Below are 19388 nucleotides of genomic sequence, written 5' to 3'. Positions count from 1 at the left end.
CGCGTGAGCCCGACGGGCGGGCCTGCGGGCCGGCCCGCCCGCCGGGCTAGCCGCCGTGGAGCCGGCACGACCGCGTCGACCGCTGCCTGCGCATGCGCGGGGAGCGGGGCAGGTCGCAATCGCTCGATCGTAGGATGCCTGCATGCCTTCTTTGGTCGATTGGCTACGCGCGGGGCCCAGGCCGGTCGGGATCGCGCCCGGGGATCCCCTGTTCGAGGCCGTCGTAGTGGCGGGCGATGTGCGCGAGTCGGCGCGGCTGACGCAGGTGGGCATCAAGGACGCCTCGGGGCGCGATGTGCGCGTCGACTACACGCACTACGACCCGATGACGGCCAAGGAAACCGCGATCGCAGCGATTCACTGGGCCCGGATGTATCCGGACAGCGAGGCGCTCGCCTTCATAGGAATGAGGGAACTGGGCCCGAACGGTGAGGAATTTCCCCCGGCTGTCATATTTGCCACGGAGCAGGGCGGAGGGGATTTCAAGTTCAGTGATTTCTACTATGGGAGTGACTACCGCTTCCGATTCACCGATCTGCACGGGGCGTTGGTTGGGTCATCGGGCTACTTCGGGCCAGAGGGCCGAGCCAACCTGTTGACGGGGGTGGCGCGGGAATTCGAATCCCATATACCGGACATCTCCCGATGGGGCACGATCCCCGCCATCCTCCACGAACTCGGGCACATCCGGGAGATGGATGCCATGAGGCGGGGCCGATACGCGCTCCCGAACATCGGACCGGGCGACCGCGAGCAGTCCGGCAGGCTGCACTGGCAAGCCCCGCTGTTCTCTTCTCTCCGCGGCCCGGTCGGCTTGGACACGCCACAGGGCCGATGGGCGACGGGTGGGAGGGGCCGGGCGATGTCGCCTGCGGTCGCCGGGGCACAAAGCCAGGACGCCCACATCTCGCCGGAGATGTCTTGGGCACTCAATGATCGGTTCCGCAACCACGGGTTTCGATCGTATTCCGCGGGCACCAAGCACGAGGCATATCCGGACGCGCTGATGACGCTCATGATGCAGGGTGAGGCCGCCGGTTGGCAGGTCCGATCCATCGCCCGTGCGCAGCCCGGGTCGAATGTGGACACGCTCCTCGCGGGCGCACCCGGACTGCGTGCCGCCGCCGTCGAACTGCGCGAACGTTCGGACCCGGCCACCGCCGCCCCGGCGCGGGAGCAGGTGCGGTTGTCGGCTCGGACGGTCGGCGCGGAGGTGGTGCAGCGGGCCTCGGGTACCGTCGCGAGACTGGACCGCACATCGCCGGCGGTGGCGCGGAGCGACGCGGAATCGGTGACTGTGGAGCGTGTCGACCGGGCACTTCCTCGCCGGCGTGACACACTCGATCCGGCGCCGGTGCTGCCGCAACTGCCACGCGGGAGACAGCTTTCCTCGGCCACGTCCGACCCGAGTACCGACGCCCGCCTTGCCGTGACGAGGCACGGATTCGGCGCTGCTGCGAACACGAAGGCGCAGGCGACGAGCGCGGCTCCGACGCGCCTTCCCGACACGGGTCACGGTGCGCGTACGACCGGCGTCGGACGTGTCGAAAGCGACCCGTCCGGACGCGGGCTTGCCTGACTCGACCGCGTTGCCCCGGTGTTCGGCCGGGTCTGTCCGGGAGCCGTTCGCCGGCTGGCCCTTGGCGCCGACTCCGACCGGGACGGCCGGGTGTCGGCCCCGACGTGGGGCGGGGCCGACGGGGGTGGGCCGGATCAGGCGGGGAGGGTGTCGACGGTGGGGACGACGGTGCCGAACAGGTCGGTGATGGTGGTCAGGGCGGCGGTCTGGAGGGCGGCCGCGGGCAGGATCGTGCCGTCCGGGGTGGTGAGCGCACGGGTGGCCGTGGCCTCGGCGACGACGGTGGGGCGGTAGCCGAGGTTGAAGGCGCCCTCGGCGGTGTGGTTCACGCACATGTGGGTCATGAAGCCGGCGATGACCAGGTCCTTGCCGCCGCCCGGCGCGGCGCCCAGGTCGGTCAGGGTCTTCTCCAGCGCGGTGAGGTGGAAGGAGTTGGGGAACTCCTTGACCACGACCGCCTCGCCGTTCGCCGGCGCGACCTCGTCGCTGATGGCGCCGATGTGGGCGCGGATGTCGTACGGAGTGTTCTCGCCGCCGTCGTTGAGGACGTGGACGACCGGGGTGCCGGCGGCGCGGGCGCGCTCCAGCAGGCGGGCGCCGGCGGCGAGGGCCTCCTCGGCACCGTCCAGGGCCATCACACCGGTGCGGTAGGTGTTCTGGAAGTCGACCAGGATGAGGATGGAATCGCTCAGGTTGGGCGGCCGGTTGTCCAGACCGATGACGTCGCGCAGGGTCGTGGAGGGCTGGTTCGTGGAGGGCTGGTTCGTGCTCATCGAGCGACCTTTCATGGGGAATCGGGCATGGCGAAGTTGTCCGCCTTGGCGGCATGCCGGGCGGACGGGGGTGGATGGATGGTTGTTCGAGGGGGGTCCGGTGGTCCGGCCGTCGGGTCGTCCTGTCGTCCCGCGGCCGGGCGCTTCGGGCGCTGGGGCCGTCAGGAGGTCCGGGTGCGGAAGCGTCGGCGGTAGGCGGCGGGGGTGGTGGCGAGTTGCCGTTTGACCGCCCGGTGCAGGGTCTCCGCCGAGCCGAGTCCGGACGCGGCGGCGACCCGGTCGAGCGGGTCGTCCGTGGTCTCCAGCAGGCGTCGGGCCACCTCGATCCGGGCGGCTTCGATGTAAGCGGCGGGGCCGGCGCCGGTCTCCTTCCTGAAGACGCGGGCGAAGTGCCGCTCGCTCAGACACATCCGGTCCGCGAGGACCTGTACGGACAGGTCGTCGTCGAGGTGCTCGGCGATCCACAACCGCAGCTCGTCGATGTCCCGGCGGGCGGAGGCGGGCCGGCTGAGCGGTACGGAGAACTGGCTCTGCCCGCCCTGCCGCTTGAGGTACATCACCAACTGCCGTGCCACCGCCAGCGCGACCTCCTCGCCCAGGTCCTCCGTCACCAGGGCGAGCGCGAGGTCCAGACAGGCGCTGATCCCGGCGCCCGTCCACAATCGGCCGCAGTCGTCGCGTACGAAGATCGGGTCCGGATCCACCACGACCGCCGGATGGTCGGCGGCGAGCTGTGCGGCGGTCGACCAGTGTGTGGTCGCCGTCCTCCCGTCCAGCAATCCGGCCGCCGCCAACACATGCGCGCCCACGCACACCGACGCCACCCGCAGGGCATGCGGGGCGGTCTCCTTCACCCAGGCCACGACATCGGGGTCGATCCGGGCCACGGGGCCGTCGGCGGTCACGTCGACCGCACCGGGCACCAGCAGGGTGTCCACGTCCTCACCGACCTCGTCGAAGGCCAGATCGGCCAGCAGCCGCACACCCGCCGACGTCCGCACCGGGCCGGCGGTCGGCCCGGCGAGGCGGACCCGGTAGTGATCGCCGCTCGCGGTCTCCTCGTTGGCCAGCGCGAAGACCTCGGCCGGTCCGGTGACGTCGAGGAGATCGACATCGGGGAAGACCGCGATGACGACACGGTGTGTGAGGGGCATGACCCCATCCTCACGGGGACGACCGATGACCGCAATGACGGGCAACTGTCACATTCGGACGTGCGGACATCGGACCTGCGGACCTGCGGACCTGTCGGTCGCCCGGGCAGCGCGTGGGGTCGGGCCAGGTGTCGTCGATGCGGCCTCCGGTGGCGGGGGCGGGCCGGCGGTTGACGGGCCGGTCGGGTGCGGTTCCGCTGCCGGGCGGGTCGCCGGCACTCTTCCCGAAGTCTTCGCGACGGCCCGTGCGGCTTCCGCACCTCCCCCGTCGAGGCCCAATCCTTAATCGACCCGGTACGTATGTGTGTGCTCCGCGTGCCGAGGGGAGCCCCGCGTCGGGGCTGCGGAGGCGCCGTTAGCATGCACAACAGGGCTTGCCTGGGGGGCAGTTGGGGCCGGTCCCGAGGTCGGCCCGAAGACGGACGAAAGAGGCGAGGAATGTCGGACGCGGAGTGGATGTCCCAGGAACCGCAGGACGACGAGTGGCCGGTGGTCGATTTACGGCTGGACGTCCCGCATTCGGCCCGGGTCTACGACTACCTCATCGGCGGCAAGACCAACTTCGAGGCGGACCGGGTCGCCGCCAAGGCGTCGGTGCAGGCGTGGCCGGCGCTGCCGATCTCGATGCGCACCACCCGTACGTTCATGCAGCGCGCGGTGCGGCGGCTCACCGAGGAGTACGGGGTCCGCCAGTTCCTGGACATCGGCACGGGCATCCCCACGTCGCCGAACGTGCACGAGATCGCGCAGGGCATCGCTCCCGAGGCGCGGGTCGCGTACGTCGACAACGACCCGATCGTGCTGACCCACGCGCGGGCCCTGATGTCGAGCACCGTGCAGGGCAGGACCTGCTACGTCGACGCCGATCTGCGCGACGTCGACTCGATCATCGGCGCCCCGCAACTGCGCGAGGTGCTGGACCTGACGAAGCCGGTGGCCCTGTCCCTGATCGCGATAGTGCACTTCGTCCTCGACGAGGACGACCCGCGAGGACTCGTGCGGCGGCTCATGGACGAACTGGTGCCGGGCAGCTTCCTGGCTCTCACGGTGTTCACCGGCGACACCGACCCGGTGGGCGTCGGCGGCGTCGAACGCGAGTACAACGCGCGGGGCATCCCCCTCCAGGTCCGGGACAAGGCGGAAACCCTCGCCTTCTTCGACGGCTACGACCTCCTCGACCCCGGCGTCACCCTGGTGCACCACTGGCGCCCCGACCCGGACGCCCCACCTGTACGCGACGAGGACATCGCCATGTACGCCGGAGTGGCCGTCAAACGCTCCTGACCGTTGTCGTGCGGGCACGTTGGAGAGTCGACTCCTCCGGCAGGGGCAGGGCCCGGCCGGAGGCGGCAGCCGCCACGCGCCGTCCGTGCCACGAGGGCCGGTGTGCCTCGGGGTGTCGCGGCCGCACGGCCGGCGTCGCGAGGCTCGGGTACCGAACGCGGCGACCACGTCCGTCCACCGGTTCGACATCGCCTCTCCGTAGCTCTCGGGCGCGAGCATCGTGCCGGGCGGTGCCGGATGGGCCGGATACACACCCAGGTTCGTTCCGAACTCGACGAGCGTCGGGTACTCCGGCAAGAGGGCGTGCCGCACGCCGCGATCCGTGACGACGACGCCGTTCGGATCGCCGGTGACGACGCCGAGGGTCAACGTCAAGGTGGGTGGCGGGAAGTGGCCCGGGTGGGGACGCGGTCCCGCGCGGTGGCCGGGAGTCGTCAACGATGCAACTCGGCGTGGGAGGAAGGGGGACAGCCGTCCCGAGTCCTTGAACGCGACGCGCACGATCTCGCGGGGAGGCTCGCCGTCTCGACCGTCGGCCCGCATCACCAGGCACTGGTCAAAGAACGATAATATGAGTAACAGGCCCAGGCTGTGCTCAGCATCGGCACCGGTGCCCGGGACCGGGACCGGCCACAGCGGCGAAGCCGCCGGCGGCGGAATCGGCACGTTGCGACGGGTCGCACGGATCGGATCGGGTGCTTTGGCTATGGGTGGGGGACGGGGTTGCGGGCGAGCCAGTCCTGGAGTTCGCGGTGGCGAAATTGGTAGGCGGTGCCGGCGGTGCGCAGGAGTCCGGCGGTGGTGGCCCAGTGCAGGAATCGGCCCAGGCGCCAGGGCAGGGCGCGGGGGCCGGTGCGGACGCACAGCAGGAACAGCGCGTATCGCTGCGTGGCGGCGGTGGCCATGAGCATGATCGCGAGGAAGGCCACCAGTCCCAGCGCCGACCCGAACCGGATCCCGTCGCCGAGGCCGGAGCCGAGTCCTTCCGCGAATCCCAGGGCGAGCCCGACCGTTGCTCCGACTGCGAGGCCCGCCACGAGCGTGCCCGCGAGTTCGTCGCGCACGAGATCGCGGGGGTCTGCGACGGCGGCCCGACCGTCGTCGTCGCGCCCGCGCACGATCAGGCTCGCGACGCCGAGCGTGAGCGGCCACGCGAGCGTGAGCACGACGGAGGGATCGGTGTCGAAATCCCGGTCCAGGGCGCCGATGATCATCACGGCGAGGACGCCGGCGGCGCCGAGGGCGAGCAGGGTCAGGAGTTCGCGGCGGCCCTCGCGGGTGGTCAGCCGCCCCGGTACCAGGTGCGTGGGCCCGGGCCAGGCCGCGCCCCAGCGCAGGCCGAGCATGCCGGAGACCGACGCTCCGAAGAGGACGGCGACTGAGTTGGCGATCCAGGAGGATTCGTACAGCAGGGGGCTGGATTCACGAGCCATCACCGCCGCCGCCACCAGGCCCACGCACACCACCAGGACGGTGTGGATCAGCCGGGCGCGTCGAAGTCCCGCCAGCGGCCACAGTTCGTGCGGAACCAGATCGGTCCCCGACAGTGTCCTGCCGTTCAGCATCCGGGGGGTGGCGCTGTTGGCGGCGAGGTGGCGGGCCAGGACGGCGAGCCAGATGTGGACCCGGTCGGGGGAGTACGCCGTGTCGCCGTCGTCGCCGGGGTGGTCTGCGGTGGCGCGGAGGTAGAACCCGTTGAGGTGGTCGCGCATGTCCTCGTCCCGGGCCAGAGCCGGTGACAGGAGGTTTCGTGGTTGGTGGCGGTAGGCCGCGCTGCCGGGGTCGCGTTGTTCGTGGACGGTGACCGCCATCGTCAGTCGCCACGGGGTGGACAGCCCGCGGGCGAGGGAGCCGGACGGCGCGGTGTCGAGGGCGTGGATCACCTCGCGCCACCGCCGGGGGTCCTCGACCCGGGCGAGGATGAACTCGCGGCCCTGGATGGGGGTGACGGGTGTGATCTCGACGCGGGCGGCGTCCTTGGCCCAGGTCTCCAGCGCCTCGTAGGGGCCGCTGCGGCAGGTGAGCACGATTTTGGCCCGGGCCCGGCCGAGTGCGTACGCGTTCAGGATCTCCAGGGCGCGCCGCGCTCGCGGCCCGCCGCGCGCGCTCCCGCCGAGCCCCGGGCCGGGTGTGCCGCGGGGTTCGGTGTCGGTGCTGTCCATCTCGTCCAGCCCGTCCAGGACGGGCAGGATCATGCCCGCCTCGACCAACGCCCGCGCGGTGGCGGGGGTGAGCCGGTATACGCGTTCGAGGTGATCGCGCACCCACTCCTCGATCGCCGCACCGCCTGCCGCCGCACCGACTCCCGCTGAGGTGTCGGGGAGTCGGCTCCACGAGGCCAGGGACATCCGGACGGGGACCGGGTCCTTGGGGTCGCGGTTCTCCAGGAGGGCGAGCAGGAGTTCCAGGGCCAGGACCGTCTTGCCGGATCCGGGTGCCCCGGTGATCACCAGGCGGCGCGGGCGAAGTCGGCGGTAGTAGTCCACCACGGTGGCCAGCCGCCCGTCGGGATCCGCGCCGTCGGCGTTGTGCGCGGGGGCGGGGCGAAGGACGAAGCGGAGGTCGATGGGCGTGTGTTCGCCGCCCAACAGCCTTGCCCGTTCCGGGGTTTCGGCGCGGGTGACCGCGTCGGCCAGGCGGGCGGCCTGCACCGCGGTATCGGTGACCTGGAGCCGCAGCGCGGTTCGTGACATGCGCGCGGACCAGATGGCAACGCCCAGTCCGGGCAGGGCGATCGAGGCACTCAACCAGTCGACGTCACCGCGCTCGACGCCATGCGATCCCCACACGGCGAGCCAGAGCACCCCCATCGCGCACACGATCCCCCAAGCCCACCCGGCCGCGCGTCCCCCACGGTGTCCCATGAATGCTCATCATGGCGACCAAAGGCGCGCCGCATCGGGTTTTCGCGGGATCACGACCTGCCGGTCGCTCGGTGGCGACGCGCGGTTGGGGACCGGCGCGTCGGCGAGCGTACGACGGCTTCGGGTCGCGGTGGCGCCGGGTGACGCCCGGCGGGAAGTCCCGCCGGGCGTCACCGTGTTCGGCTCGGGTCGCGTCTGGGGCCGCCGTCCCGGGCGCCTGTCGCGGGTGCGCCCCTCGGAAGCCCGTGGCGGCCCGGTTCAGCAGGCCCCGAGGTCCTGCCAGACGCCCCACTGGCCGGTGGTGCCGGGCGTCTCGCCCGTCGTCCACCACTTGGCCTTCCAGGTGTGACCCTGGTGTGAGACCTGCTGCCCACCGGTGTAGATCGTGCCCGACGCCCATGGGGCCGCCGTGCACTGGTGGCCGTTCCCGCCGGTGACGGTCACGGTGTAGGTCGTCGTGTGGCTGCCGGAGGTGCCGGTCGCGGTGACGGTCAGGGTGTACGTACCCGACACCGCCGCCGAGGTGGTGGCCACGTTGAGCGTCGAGGAGTTGCCCACCATCACCGAGGTGGGGTTGAGCGAGGCGGTGACACCGGCCGGGGCGCCGTTGACGGTGAGGTTCACCGTCTGGGAGGCGCCGGCCGTCACCGCGGTCGCGATCGTGGAGGTGGTCGAGGCCCCGGCGACGACGGTCCCGGACGCGGGGGTCGCCTTCACCGAGAAGTCGTTGGTCGGGTTCGTGGTGCCGCTGGTGAAGGGCTCGAAGATGTGGCTGAAGTCCCAGGTGTTCTGGGCGATGCCGGAGCAGTTGTCCGCCGCCGGCTGGTTGGGGCAGTTGCCGTTGTCGCGCTGGAGGGCCCAGAACGAGAGGGTGTTGATGCCCTTGGCGACGGCCCAGTTGTAGACCTGTCGAGCGTTGGCGAGGGTGAACGTCTCGGCAGGCCCGAAGTCGTCGACGCCGATCATCTCGGTGACGCCGATCATGCCCCACAACTGGGCGGGGGTCTTGGTCGGGTAGAGCTGCGCGAGCGTGTTGTACAGGCCCTGTGCCGCGGTCTCGGTGTCGTTGGCCATGTTGTGCGTGGCGTTGTCGTAGTAGTCGAACGTCATGAGGTTGACGACGTCCACCTTGGTGCCGTTGGCGACGGCGTTCCTGAGCAGGGCCACGCCGTTGGCCGCCAGGCCGCGGGTGGTGGTGGGCAGCGTGTAGGAGATCTCGATCTTGCGCCCGTTGGCCGCGGCCCAGTCCTGGACTTGCTTGATGGCCTTGTTCCGCCGGTCGATGCCCGCCGTGTTGTCGAGCGCGTCGATCTCGATGTCCATGTCGAGCCGGGTGACGTCGTAGGTCGTGATGACCTTCTGGTACGCGGCGGCGATCTGGTTGACGTCGCTACAACTGTCGGCGATCTCGGTGCCGGTGGTGTCGGCCGTGTAGCCGCCGAACGAGGGGATGACGTCCCCGCCGTTGGCCTGAATAGTCCTGATGTCGGCGCCGAATGTCGAGGAGGCGATCGGCATGCCGGTGTCGCCGTTCCAGTACGGGGTGCAGGATCCCGCGGTCGCGGTCTGGAGGAACGCCATGGTCAGGTGCTTGGCACCGGACTGGGCGGCCAGCGCGGCGGGACTCTCACCGGTCCACGCCTCGAAGTAGGGGGCGAAGACGTGGGCCGGCAGGGGGGTTGCGGCTTGGGCGGGCCCACCTCCGAGCACGGTCAGGCTCACCGCCGCGGCGGCGGTGACGGTCGCGGCTACCGCCGCGCGGAATGTGCGTAAGAGTCGCATGTGCGTCCAGTCTGTATGCGGGGGACGTACCGCCGATTCGCGTGGCAAGGCGGCATGGGGTATGAGACAGCCCGGCGCTCGCAGAAGTCAATGGTCTGGACCAAAATTGGACTAGACCATTAATGTCGGAGGAAACCCTTTACCTCCAAAGGGAGTTGCTCGCCGGTCGATCCGCCGACCGGCCGGGCACGTGCGCGGCAGGTGCCGCGCAGGGCAGGGTGGGCGCAGGCCGGACGGGCCGGGCCCGTGGTGGTACTCGCCCGACCCGTACAGTCGTTGCCGCGTTGTACCCCAACCCGCCCCGCCCGGCCAGGAGTCCCATGAGCGACCCGGACAACATCCGCGCGACACTGCTGGTGCTCTACTCGAACCGAATCGACGAGTGCCGAAGCTTCTACACCGATCTCGGCCTGCGTTTCGTCGCGGAGCAGCACGGCGGGGGTCCTCGCCACTACGCGGCGACTCTCGCGGACGGCACGGTCTTCGAGATCTACCCGGCCCGTCCCGGCCGCGAGACCGGCGCCCTTCGGCTGGGTCTCGCCGTCACCGGTGCCGCCGCGACGCCTGCGCTCGCCCCCGGCCATCATCTGCTCTCCGACCCGGACGGCCGGACCGTCGACATCCGCGCGACCTGATCAAGATCGATTGCTTTCCGGCGATGCGGCGTTCGGCGGCGTTCGGCGGTGTGCATCGGTGTGCGTCGGTGTTCGTCGAATTGCGGTCGGTCGAACGTCGCGAGAACGATTCGCCGTATCGGAATTGCACACGCCGGCTCTTTTCGGCGCGCGTGACTTCGTCCACGCGCGGTGAGTGAAGACCGCGTGGTAGTCGCTGACCACTTCCGACTACATCGTTCTTTGGTGACTCGGAGGATTCGGTCGATCACCGGCGCCGATTTCCCGAGGCGTCGAAAACGCGACCGCCCCGGAGGCTCGAGGGCGCTCCGGGGCGGGACCCGCGACTCGATTCACCCGCGTCCGGGTCAGGGAGCCCGGAAGTAGTCGGGCTCGGCGCGCCTGGGTTCGCCGGGTTGCTGCGGCCCGCCGCGGGCCGGGTCGGTGAAGGCGACGCCGTCCGTCCGGCGCTGTGCGAGGCGTTCCAGGCGGGCGCCGAGTTCGGCCTCCTCGCGCAGTTCGCCGGTCGAGGAGGACAACGCGACGATGAACAAGGTGATCACGGTGAACAGGCTCACCCCGACCACGAGGGGAGCCAGGAACTGGGATGCCTCCACGCCGTGGAGGGCCGACGTGTGCGTATTCGACTCCAGGGACATCGCGGACATGCCGGTGTAGTGCATGCCGCTCACCGCGATGCCCATGATCAGCGACGCGCCCGTGACGGCCACGGCTCCCTTGACGTTGAGCGCGGCCCACAACGCGGCGGTCGAGGCGACCAGGGCGATCAGCACCGACAGCGCCACTCGGAAGGTGTCGTAGCCGATGTCGTCGTTGATGCTCATCGCGGACATCCCGACGTAGTGCATGATCGCGACGCCGGAGCCGGTGACGATCCCGCCGACGACCAGGCCGGTCGTCTGGGACCCGCGCCTGCCGATGATGGCCATCCCGACGCCGACCACCGCGATCGCCAGCAGGAGACTGACGACGGTGCGGGTCGCGTCGTACCGAATGGGTGTGTCGGTGACCGCGAATCCGAGCATTCCCACGAAATGCATGCCCCAGATCCCGGTACCGCCGATGGAAACGGACGCCAGGGCGAACCAGCGAACGCGCGGGGCGCCGGTGACCGCTCGGGCGCGGATCGCACACAAAAGCCCGAGTGCCGACCCGATGCAGGACATCAGATAGGCGACCGCCGGTGTGAGCAATCCGTTGGAGAAATGATCGATACTGCCCACGCTGGGTTACGCTCCGGATCGTTCCGAGTGCGATCGACTTGATCGGCCGCGCCAGCGTAGAACGATGTCGAAAGAAATATACACGCGGGTCGGTGAATTCTCGGTAACGCCCGTCGGCGCGCAATTTCGGCCGCACGCTGAGTGCACGACCGCATTACGGGGAGCGCCGAAGGCGCCCGATCGTCTCCCACTTCGGCCGGGGCGGTGTCGCGATCAGCGCCGCACGGCCAGGACGCGGGTGCGGAAGTCGTCCATGGACACGACCTTGTCCGGGTGGCTTGCCGGTCCGGGGAGGTCGGGCGGCCGAGTGGACGACCGGGCCTGGTTGTTCGCCGTAGCGGCGAGGTGGAGTCGGCATCGGTGCCTCCGTCGGTCATGGCGCACGCCCTTTCCGTGGTCCGCTCGGTCTCGCGTGCTCATCGCCGTGCCGGGGCCTGGAGGCTCCACGCGCGCCCGTCCGGGTCGCGGACGGTCATCTCCCTGGTCCCGAAGTGGATGCGGGCCCGAGGGTGACCCGAGATATCGGATTCATGGGGGTTCGGGTTCGGTTCGCGGGGCGGGTCAGGGGCGTGGCGGCGTGGGAGCCGCGACCCCGTTGTCGAGTTCGAGGGACAGGCGTGCAGCGGTCTCGTGTACGGACTCTTCGGTGCGACCCAGGATGCTCAGGTCGGCGCACTCCCACGAGTCGTGCCGGGAGAGCCAGACGACGACGGCGTCCCGAGCGCCGAAGAAGTGGAACGTGTTCCCCACTTCGTCCCACGGCAACGGGCCGAGCGCGGGCAACGTCGCCCGGATGTGCCGGCCCCGATCCTCCGTCGTCCCGTACGCGGCCACGTCACCGGTGAACGCGTACAGCGGCAGGACGCGCACGAGGGCCATCTGCACGAGCCACTCGGTCATCGACCGACTCGACATCGCCCACTCGTGGCCCTGTTCCTCGGACTCCTCCCGCTCCTCGCCCTGCTCTTCGGACTCCTCCCACTCCTCCCACTCCTCCCCGGGGCCCACCCACACGGGCGGATCCGGCAGGTGCGCGTCGGCCGCCCGGAAGGCCCACGCGCAACAACCCTCGTACTCCGTCATGAAGATCGAGTGTTCCCCGAGCCGCCGCGTCGGCCAGTCCAGGTACGTCTCGTACAGTCCGCGGTCGAGGAGATAGGAGTTGCGGACCGAGCCGAGCCATTCGGCGAGGGCTTCCGGAACGTCGTCCGATATCGGTGGTTCGGGTTGCCAGGGATCGGTCAGCGCCTCGACGTGGCCGAACTCGCGGAGCAGATCGGAAACCAGGGTGCGGCGCCGCGGCCAAGGGGCGGACAGGCGTTCGGCGAATCCTTCGTAGTCGATCATGCCGCGCAACCCTATTCGAGGGCTATGCCGTGGATATGGTGCCTTCGGGGATCTCGGCGGTCTTCGCCTTGTCGCCGGCGGGCAGCAGGTGCTCGTAGCCGGCGCTGCGCCAGACCAGCCTCTTGAACTGTTCCGGCGCAAGGACGCCCCGCCACGGTGTGTCGCCGGGGCAGAACACCGCTTCGCACGCGGGGCAGTAGTGCGCCGGCTTCCACATCAGGTCGGCCCGCGCCTCGCCGGCCGACTCGGAGTGCTTGTCGTACCGGTCGGTGCGGACCACCGCGATGGTCCCGACGAACAGCAGCACCGCCACCACCGCGCCGCCGATCGTGTACGGGGGCTTGTCGTTGGCCACGCCCGTGTACGCGAAGCCGATGGCCATGGCGACCATGACCATGCCCTCGGCGAAATGCAGGCAACCGTCGCCGGAGGTGTTCGGCCCCTTCGCCGGCCGATCGTGGAGATTCTTCCGCGAGGCCCCCTTGGCCACCATTGCCCGCTCCACCGAACGGGCTTCGGATCCACCGCAGTTCGAACAACGGATGCCGGTTGGTTGTGCTGCTCCTTGGTTCGCCATGCCCATCACGCTAGTCCGGCCCTGGGGAGCCGGTGCCGGGGCAGCCGGGTCACCCGCCGCGTCTCCCGCGTCGGCAGGTTCCGGTGAACACCCGGCCGAGTTGCTCGTCCAGCGCGGCCAGGACCCACGAGAGGGGTGCGCCTTCGGGGTCGATGTGCGTGTGCATGGCCGGCCCTTCGGCGAACGCGACGATGCGTAGCGTCTGTTCGCCGGCGTCCACGTCGACCGCCACCTCGCCGCCCTCGGTGCCGTCGCGGATCGCCCGGGCGACGCGCGCGGACGGCGGCGGCGGTTTCGCGTTGTACGGCGGCAGGGCGCGGGTCGTGCGCGGCCTGGCCGGTGAACGCCAGGCGGACCGGGAACTCGGCGCGGCGGGGCTCGTCGAGCGGCATCAACTCGGTCAACGCGCGCCGAAGCCCCGGATCGGTTGATCTGCATCGGACCGGCCGATCGCGGCGCCTCGCGGGGCGGGCGCGGGCGGCTATCCGGAATGCGCGTCGTCGGCGAATGCCGCGGGGCGGGGCGTGGGCGCCCCGGGGGAGGGGGTGGCGTGGGGTTTCGGGGGGCGGGGCCGCAGGAGTGCCGCTGTCCCGATAACGCGAGGGGGCGGTGGGCGGTTGGACGCGCGGCGGGGCATCACGTAGCTTCTGCGCCTGGGACAACTCGCTTGCCTGGTAAGGCATTTGCGCCCGATCCAGGTGATCCGCGCGCGCCCCGGGCGCCGGCGGGGAGGCCGCCCGACGCCGCTGTGCGGGGGCGATCACACCGACCGCCGGCCGTGGGCGCTCGACCCAGGAGGCAACGCGTGACCATCACCCCCCGCCACCGGCGAACCATGTACCTGTCGGCGGCGCTCGTCGCCATCTCCGTCGCGACACCCCTGACCCCGGCGTCGGCCGCACCCCTGGGCACCACCGCCGGGACGACCTACTACGTGGACGCCACGAACGGAGCCGACAGCCGAGCGGGCACCACCCCCGCGACCGCCTGGCGCACGCTCGACAAGGTCGGGGCCGCCACCCTTCGCGCGGGCGACACCGTCGCCTTCAAGCGTGGCCAGTCCTGGACCGGCACCCTGAAACTGTCCCGCAGCGGCACCGCGACCGCGGCGATCACGGTCGGCGCGTACGGCACCGGCGCCTCGCCCGTCGTGCGCGGCGGCGGCAGCTGTGTGGCGATCACCGGCGCCTACTGGACCGTGCGCGACCTGCGGCTGACCGGGTGCGACTGGGCCGGCGTCGAGATCGAGGGCCACCACAACACGGTGACCGGGATCCGCGCCGACGCCAACGTGGTCGGCGTCTCGATCGCGGACACCGGCCACCACAACACCGTGACCCGCAGCCAATTGGTCGACAACAACAAGATGAGCGTCAACGATCCCGGCGGCGACAACGACTCCGGCGCCTTCGGCGTGCTGCTCAACGGCGACGACAACGTCGTCTCGCACAACACCATCACCGGCAGCTACGCGGCCAGTTACGACTACGGCCAGGACGGGGCCGCCGTCGAGATCTACGACGGGGACCGCAACCGGATCGAGTACAACATCACCCACGACAACGAGACCTTCTCGGAACTGGGCCACGACACGGGCAAGACCGCCGACGGCAACGTCTTCGCGTACAACGTCGTCACCTCCACCCACGAATACGCCACGTTCCTGGTGGTCCGAGGCCCCGGGAGCGGGCTCGGCCCCAATCGTGACACCGTCGCCGTCAACAACTCGGTGAACCTGCCCGGCGCCAAGGCGCAGGGGTGGGTGTGCCACGACGGCTGCGCCTCGAACATCCTCAAGCTGCGCAACAACGTGATCTCGGTCGGCGGTCAGACCGGGTACGAGGACGGCGCGGGCGCGGACGAGAACACCGGGGTCTACAAGGGCGCGCAACACCGATTCACCCTCGGCGCCCGCTCGGCGATCGCCGACCCGCGCTTCACCGGCGGCACCGACCTGCACCCGCTCGCGGGCAGCCCGGCGATCGGGCGCGGGGAGCCGGCCGGCTACTCGGTGGACCTCGACGGCAAGCCGGTCCCGGCCACCGGCGCGACCGCGGGCGCGTACCAGTACCAGCCCTGACGGATCCCAACCGACACCCCGGCGCCGCGCCCATCGTGGCCGCGCCGGGGTGTCCCGCGATGACCGGCGCCGGGATCGACCGGGCCGTCGCCGTCGTCGCCGCCGGTGTCGGTGCGCGGCACGGCGTTCGCGGATCCGGTGTCCGTGATCGGCGCGGCGCGGTGATCAGATCGCGGTGATCCGGCCGCACTCGCGGCACGCGGCGTTGGCACTGGAGCCGTTCGACGAGGAGCCGCCGGACGAGCAGTGCGAACCGCCGCTTCGGGAACGGTGTTTATTTCCGCCACCACCACATCCGGTCGGCAGGCTGCCGAGCGGCACCACCGTCCCGCGTGCTCCGAGCGCCGCGACGAAGCCACCGGGACGGCGGGCTTCCGCCGGGTCGTGGTCAGCGACGAGTCAACGAGACGGGCCTTATTTCCCGGTCCGGCGTACGATCCGAAGGAGTGGAACCGGATCTGCCCCGGCCGGCTTCGGAACCGTGCGCGAGACCCCGGCTCGACGGTGAGCCGGCCCGCGGACCTGCCTGGCGCAAGGGGGTCAGCCCCTTCGCCGTCACCGGGCCGGCGGCGCTCGTCACGGCCCTGGCGGCCGGGGGCCGCCCGGACCGGCCCCCGGCTGCCGGCCCCGGCGGCTCGGGCCCCACCGACCGCACCGGCGCGGGCCGCGCGAACGGCCGGAGCGGGGAAGAAACCTGCTTGGCGGGCAACCCGTTCCGCTTGTCGAGTCGGTGTGCAGTTCGCGCACGGCCGGACGCGGAGCCGCGGCGACGATCGCGTCCACGGGGCCCACGGCCCGGGTGACCTCCAGACTGACCCAGTCCGCCCTGCCCCAGAAGGTCGCAGCTGCCTTTTCCGGGTCGACCATTACCCTGCGGCGCGGTCGCCCATCCGCGTCGGGCGTCGCACCGGCTCGTAGCCAGTCGTCCAAAGGCACCACCGGCCCCCCTTGCCACCCCTGTCCAGGGTCGCCGGGGCCGAGCGTACCGAAGGGCCGGGTGGGTGACGCGGCCGCCGCCGCACCGACATCGGCCGTTCGCCCGGCGATTCGGGGTGGGGATATTCGGTTCGCGTACCGGTGGGCCCGCGTCCTAGCATGCGCGGCATGGCCAAGACACCCGTGCTCACCCTGCGGTCGGACGACTTCCCCCGCTGGTACCAGGAACTGATCAACAAGGCCGAGTTGGCCGACAACGGTCCGGTGCGCGGCACCATGGTCATTCGACCGTACGGGTACAGCCTGTGGGAGCGGATGCAGCAGGAGATGGACGCCCGGATCAAGCGGGCGGGCGCCTCGAACGCGTACTTCCCGCTCCTGATCCCGCAGTCCTACCTGACGAAGGAGGCCGAGCACGTCGAGGGCTTCGCTCCCGAGCTCGCCGTCGTCACGCACGGCGGCGGCAAGGAACTGGACGAGCCCGTCGTCATTCGCCCCACCTCCGAGACGATCATCAACGACTACTTCGCCAAATGGGTGCAGAGCTACCGCGACCTGCCCCTGCTGATCAACCAGTGGGCGAACGTGGTGCGTTGGGAGCTGCGCCCGCGGGTGTTCCTGCGCACGACGGAGTTCCTGTGGCAGGAGGGCCACACCGCGCACGCCACGTATGAGGAGGCCCGGGACTACGCCGCGCTCATCCACCGCGACGTGTACGCCGAGTTCATGGAGAACGTGCTCGCCATGGACGTCGTGCCGGGACGCAAGACGGTCAGGGAACGGTTCGCCGGAGCGATCAACACGCTCACCCTGGAGGGCATGATGGGCGACGGCAAGGCGCTGCAACTGGGCACCAGTCACGAACTCGGACAGAACTTCGCCAAGGCGTTCGACATCCGGTACCTGTCCAAGGACGGTCGCCAGGAGTACGTCTGGCAGACCTCCTGGGGCTCCACCACGCGCATGGTCGGCGCCCTGGTGATGATGCACGGTGACGACGACGGTCTGCGGGTCCCGCCGATCCTGGCGCCGATCCAGGCGGTGGTGGTGGCGATCAAGGCCGACGACGCGGTGGTGGCGAAGGTCCGCGAGATCGGTGAGCGGTTGACGGCGGCCGGTGTCCGGGTGCGGGTGGACGACCGTACGGACACACCCTTCGGTCGCCGTGCGGTGGACTGGGAACTCAAGGGTGTGCCGGTACGGATCGAGGTCGGGCCGCGCGATCTGGACAACGGCACCGCCGTGCTGGTCCGGCGCCACGTGGGAGGCAAGGAGCCGGTGGCGATCGAGGCACTGTCCGCGCTCGTGCCCCGGGCGCTCGCGGACGACCAGGCGTTGCTGCTGGCGCAGTCCCGCGAACGCCGCCGGGACCGCACCGTCGAGGTGACCACGATCGAGGACGCCGCGGCGGCCGCGGGCACCGGTTGGGCGCGCATCCCCTGGGCCACGCTCGGCCCGGAGGGCGAGGCGCGGCTCGCCGAACAGGGCGTGTCCGTGCGCTGCCTGATCGCCGAGGACGGGTCGGTTCCCGCGAGCGATGAGCAACCGGGCAACATCGCGATCGTGGCGCGGGCATACTGATCCCCGAACTGCCCCCCGCCGCACCGTGATTGCGGGCGGGGGGCACACGGGAGCGAAGGAGCACTGTGCAGCCCACCGCGTCGCCGGCGTCCGATGACCCCGAGTTGCTCACCGCGCCCACCGACCGCTGGGGAAACCATCGATGGTTCCCGGTCCGCAGGGTCGAGTCCTACGCCGACCTGAGTGTCGCGCTGCACGACGTGGTGGCCGATTCGATGCCGGTGATCACCGTCATCGGTGGCGCGGCGGGAGCCGGTGCGGCGACGGCCGCGGACAAGGCGATGTACGAGGAAATCCTGCTGAACGCCGCGAGGTTCTCGGCCGCCGTGATGTTCGGGGGCACCGATTCCGGCTGCCTCAAGGAACTCGGCGAGGCCAAGCGCCGGTTGTTCGCCGAGGGGCGACTGGCGATGGCCGACGCCCCGCTGATCGGCGTCGTGGCCGAGGGCACGGTGGCCCCTCCGGGATCGCTCTACGATCCGAACAAGAAGGCACCGCTGCAACCCGACCAGGACCTGATCCTCGTGGTGCCGGGCCAGGATTTCGGTGACGAGTCCTGGGCGCTCGCCCAGGCCGGTCGGATCCTGTCCCAGGGACAGGGATCGGCGACCGTGCTGATCAACGGCGGCGGGATCACCATCCAGGACGCGACGCATCGCGTCCACGACATGACCGAGAACGGCAGGCCCGTCCAGGACGCGATCCTGCTGGCCTACCGAGGCTCCGGCCGCGCGGCCGACGACATCATCGCGGCGAAGGAGAACGGCGGGGGACACCAGGACCCCCGCATCAATGTCATCGCCGCGCACAGCCAAACGCGCGCCTTCGACTCGGCAGCCGATCTCCGAGCGCAACTGGGCGCGCACTTCACGGCCGCCGGACACGTGGCCCGCGAGCCCGGCGATCCGAGAACGGCGAAAATGGCGCCGGAGGTCACCGTTCCGCCGGTTTCGCTCCGGGTGCCGTTCGTCGTCGCCGGGATGACGCCGATGCGGGCGTACGAGTTGGCCCAGATGACGGTCGGCAGCACCGGGCCGCGCCATCTGTCCCAGGCACGCACCGATCCGGATCTGCATCGAGCGTGGCGGGAGGCGACCAAGGCCTCCCGCGCGGCAGCGCTGGACAAGCTGAACCGGGACAACGCCGGCTACCGGGAGGACGATCGGGCGGGCGACGAACGACGAAGCGTCGCCGCCTACAACGCGGGTCTTCGGGAAGCCTTTTGGCGCACCCACGACCACATCCGGGACGGTGATCTCTCGGCGCCGGGCCGACTGACGCACCTGGCGGCCAAGGGCTTCGGCGCGTCCAAGCAGGCGGCGCCGCTGCGCCCCGGCGACGCGGAACCGGTCAACGGCGGCAGTTCGGACTGGACGCGGGTCGTGCTGCCCTCGCTCGCGCTCGGCGTCGATCAGGGCGGTGGCTCTTCCCACAGGCGGGTGGGGCGAAGCGCCGGCCAGGGAGTCTGACCCGCCCGGCCCGCCGCCCGTTCCGGCCCCCCGCCCGGCCCGCCGACCCGCCGACCTGTCGGAACCGGCGGCAGGGAACCCGTCGGGTCCCGGTTGCGTCAGTT

Annotated in this window: 14 protein-coding genes and 1 pseudogene; 6 read left to right on the top strand and 9 right to left on the bottom strand. The window is 70.8% G+C overall.

The genetic code is table 11. The features are described 5' to 3' along the window. The first annotated feature begins 226 nt into the window (after positions 1-226). A complete protein-coding gene (locus tag ACIBSV_RS08455) occupies positions 227-1579 on the top strand; it encodes a hypothetical protein (protein WP_395860573.1) in 1353 nt (450 codons plus the stop codon). A 134-nt stretch (positions 1580-1713) separates the two neighbouring features. Here ACIBSV_RS08455 and ACIBSV_RS08450 read toward each other — a convergent pair whose 3' ends face one another. Further along, a complete protein-coding gene (locus ACIBSV_RS08450) occupies positions 1714-2352 on the bottom strand; it encodes an isochorismatase family protein (RefSeq protein WP_395860571.1) in 639 nt (212 codons plus the stop codon). Between the two features lie 161 nt (positions 2353-2513). Continuing rightward, positions 2514-3506, bottom strand: coding sequence for a GlxA family transcriptional regulator (locus tag ACIBSV_RS08445; protein ID WP_395860569.1), 993 nt, complete (start codon positions 3504-3506; stop codon positions 2514-2516). A gap of 438 nt (positions 3507-3944) precedes the next feature. On the opposite strand from ACIBSV_RS08445, the gene ACIBSV_RS08440 reads away from it, so the two are divergent. After that, positions 3945-4790: an SAM-dependent methyltransferase gene (locus ACIBSV_RS08440; RefSeq protein WP_395860567.1), complete on the top strand. Its 846-nt coding sequence runs from the start codon at positions 3945-3947 to the stop codon at positions 4788-4790. 704 nt (positions 4791-5494) lie between these two features. Here the strand turns inward: ACIBSV_RS08440 and ACIBSV_RS08435 are convergent. Continuing rightward, positions 5495-7600: an NACHT domain-containing protein gene (locus tag ACIBSV_RS08435; RefSeq protein ID WP_395860565.1), complete on the bottom strand. Its 2106-nt coding sequence runs from the start codon at positions 7598-7600 to the stop codon at positions 5495-5497. Between the two features lie 312 nt (positions 7601-7912). Next, entirely contained in the window at positions 7913-9436 is a 1524-nt protein-coding gene (locus tag ACIBSV_RS08430; protein ID WP_395860563.1) for a chitinase, read from the bottom strand. Positions 9437-9756: 320 nt separating this feature from the next. On the opposite strand from ACIBSV_RS08430, the gene ACIBSV_RS08425 reads away from it, so the two are divergent. Beyond that, positions 9757-10071 (top strand): VOC family protein, encoded by a 315-nt coding sequence (locus tag ACIBSV_RS08425; protein ID WP_395860561.1) that lies wholly within the window; start codon positions 9757-9759, stop codon positions 10069-10071. A gap of 347 nt (positions 10072-10418) precedes the next feature. Here ACIBSV_RS08425 and ACIBSV_RS08420 read toward each other — a convergent pair whose 3' ends face one another. From ACIBSV_RS08420 to ACIBSV_RS08400, 5 genes and pseudogenes are all read right to left on the bottom strand, one after another. After that, complete coding sequence (locus tag ACIBSV_RS08420; protein ID WP_395860559.1) at positions 10419-11294, bottom strand: MHYT domain-containing protein; 876 nt, start codon at positions 11292-11294, stop codon at positions 10419-10421. 561 nt (positions 11295-11855) lie between these two features. Next, a complete protein-coding gene (locus ACIBSV_RS08415) occupies positions 11856-12641 on the bottom strand; it encodes a hypothetical protein (protein WP_395860558.1) in 786 nt (261 codons plus the stop codon). Positions 12642-12663: 22 nt separating this feature from the next. Beyond that, entirely contained in the window at positions 12664-13134 is a 471-nt protein-coding gene (locus tag ACIBSV_RS08410; protein WP_395860556.1) for a hypothetical protein, read from the bottom strand. Between the two features lie 133 nt (positions 13135-13267). After that, positions 13268-13438 (bottom strand): hypothetical protein, encoded by a 171-nt coding sequence (locus ACIBSV_RS08405; RefSeq protein WP_395860991.1) that lies wholly within the window; start codon positions 13436-13438, stop codon positions 13268-13270. A 109-nt stretch (positions 13439-13547) separates the two neighbouring features. Continuing rightward, positions 13548-13610: pseudogene (locus ACIBSV_RS08400) on the bottom strand (hypothetical protein); the annotation flags it as partial. 413 nt (positions 13611-14023) lie between these two features. Here ACIBSV_RS08400 and ACIBSV_RS08395 point away from each other — a divergent pair. The 3 genes from ACIBSV_RS08395 (at position 14024) to ACIBSV_RS08385 (ending at position 19284) form a co-directional block, all read left to right on the top strand. Beyond that, on the top strand, positions 14024-15298 hold the full coding sequence (locus ACIBSV_RS08395; RefSeq protein WP_395860554.1) for a hypothetical protein: 1275 nt from the start codon (positions 14024-14026) through the stop codon (positions 15296-15298). Between the two features lie 1104 nt (positions 15299-16402). After that, positions 16403-17815: a proline--tRNA ligase gene (gene proS / locus ACIBSV_RS08390; protein WP_395860552.1), complete on the top strand. Its 1413-nt coding sequence runs from the start codon at positions 16403-16405 to the stop codon at positions 17813-17815. A 65-nt stretch (positions 17816-17880) separates the two neighbouring features. Further along, positions 17881-19284, top strand: a complete 1404-nt coding sequence (locus tag ACIBSV_RS08385; RefSeq protein WP_395860550.1) for a hypothetical protein — start codon at positions 17881-17883, stop codon at positions 19282-19284. Positions 19285-19388: the final 104 nt, after the last annotated feature.

Origin of the sequence: Embleya sp. NPDC050154 (assembly GCF_044460165.1) — a bacterium.
In the GTDB taxonomy this organism is placed as follows: domain Bacteria; phylum Actinomycetota; class Actinomycetes; order Streptomycetales; family Streptomycetaceae; genus Embleya.
Note: the sequence above shows the minus strand (reverse complement) of the source record. Positions and strands in the feature narration are given on the sequence as shown.

Bases quoted from the DNA above. Each gene is read 5' to 3' on its own strand.
- ACIBSV_RS08450 (WP_395860571.1), bottom strand. From the start codon at position 2,352: ATGAGCACGAACCAGCCCTCCACGAACCAGCCCTCCACGACCCTGCGC.
- ACIBSV_RS08445 (WP_395860569.1), bottom strand. From the start codon at position 3,506: ATGCCCCTCACACACCGTGTCGTCATCGCGGTCTTCCCCGATGTCGAT.
- ACIBSV_RS08440 (WP_395860567.1), top strand. From the start codon at position 3,945: ATGTCGGACGCGGAGTGGATGTCCCAGGAACCGCAGGACGACGAGTGG.
- ACIBSV_RS08435 (WP_395860565.1), bottom strand. From the start codon at position 7,600: ATGGGGGTGCTCTGGCTCGCCGTGTGGGGATCGCATGGCGTCGAGCGC.
- ACIBSV_RS08430 (WP_395860563.1), bottom strand. From the start codon at position 9,436: ATGCGACTCTTACGCACATTCCGCGCGGCGGTAGCCGCGACCGTCACC.
- ACIBSV_RS08425 (WP_395860561.1), top strand. From the start codon at position 9,757: ATGAGCGACCCGGACAACATCCGCGCGACACTGCTGGTGCTCTACTCG.
- ACIBSV_RS08415 (WP_395860558.1), bottom strand. From the start codon at position 12,641: ATGATCGACTACGAAGGATTCGCCGAACGCCTGTCCGCCCCTTGGCCG.
- ACIBSV_RS08410 (WP_395860556.1), bottom strand. From the start codon at position 13,134: ATGGTGGCCAAGGGGGCCTCGCGGAAGAATCTCCACGATCGGCCGGCG.
- proS (WP_395860552.1), top strand. From the start codon at position 16,403: ATGGCCAAGACACCCGTGCTCACCCTGCGGTCGGACGACTTCCCCCGC.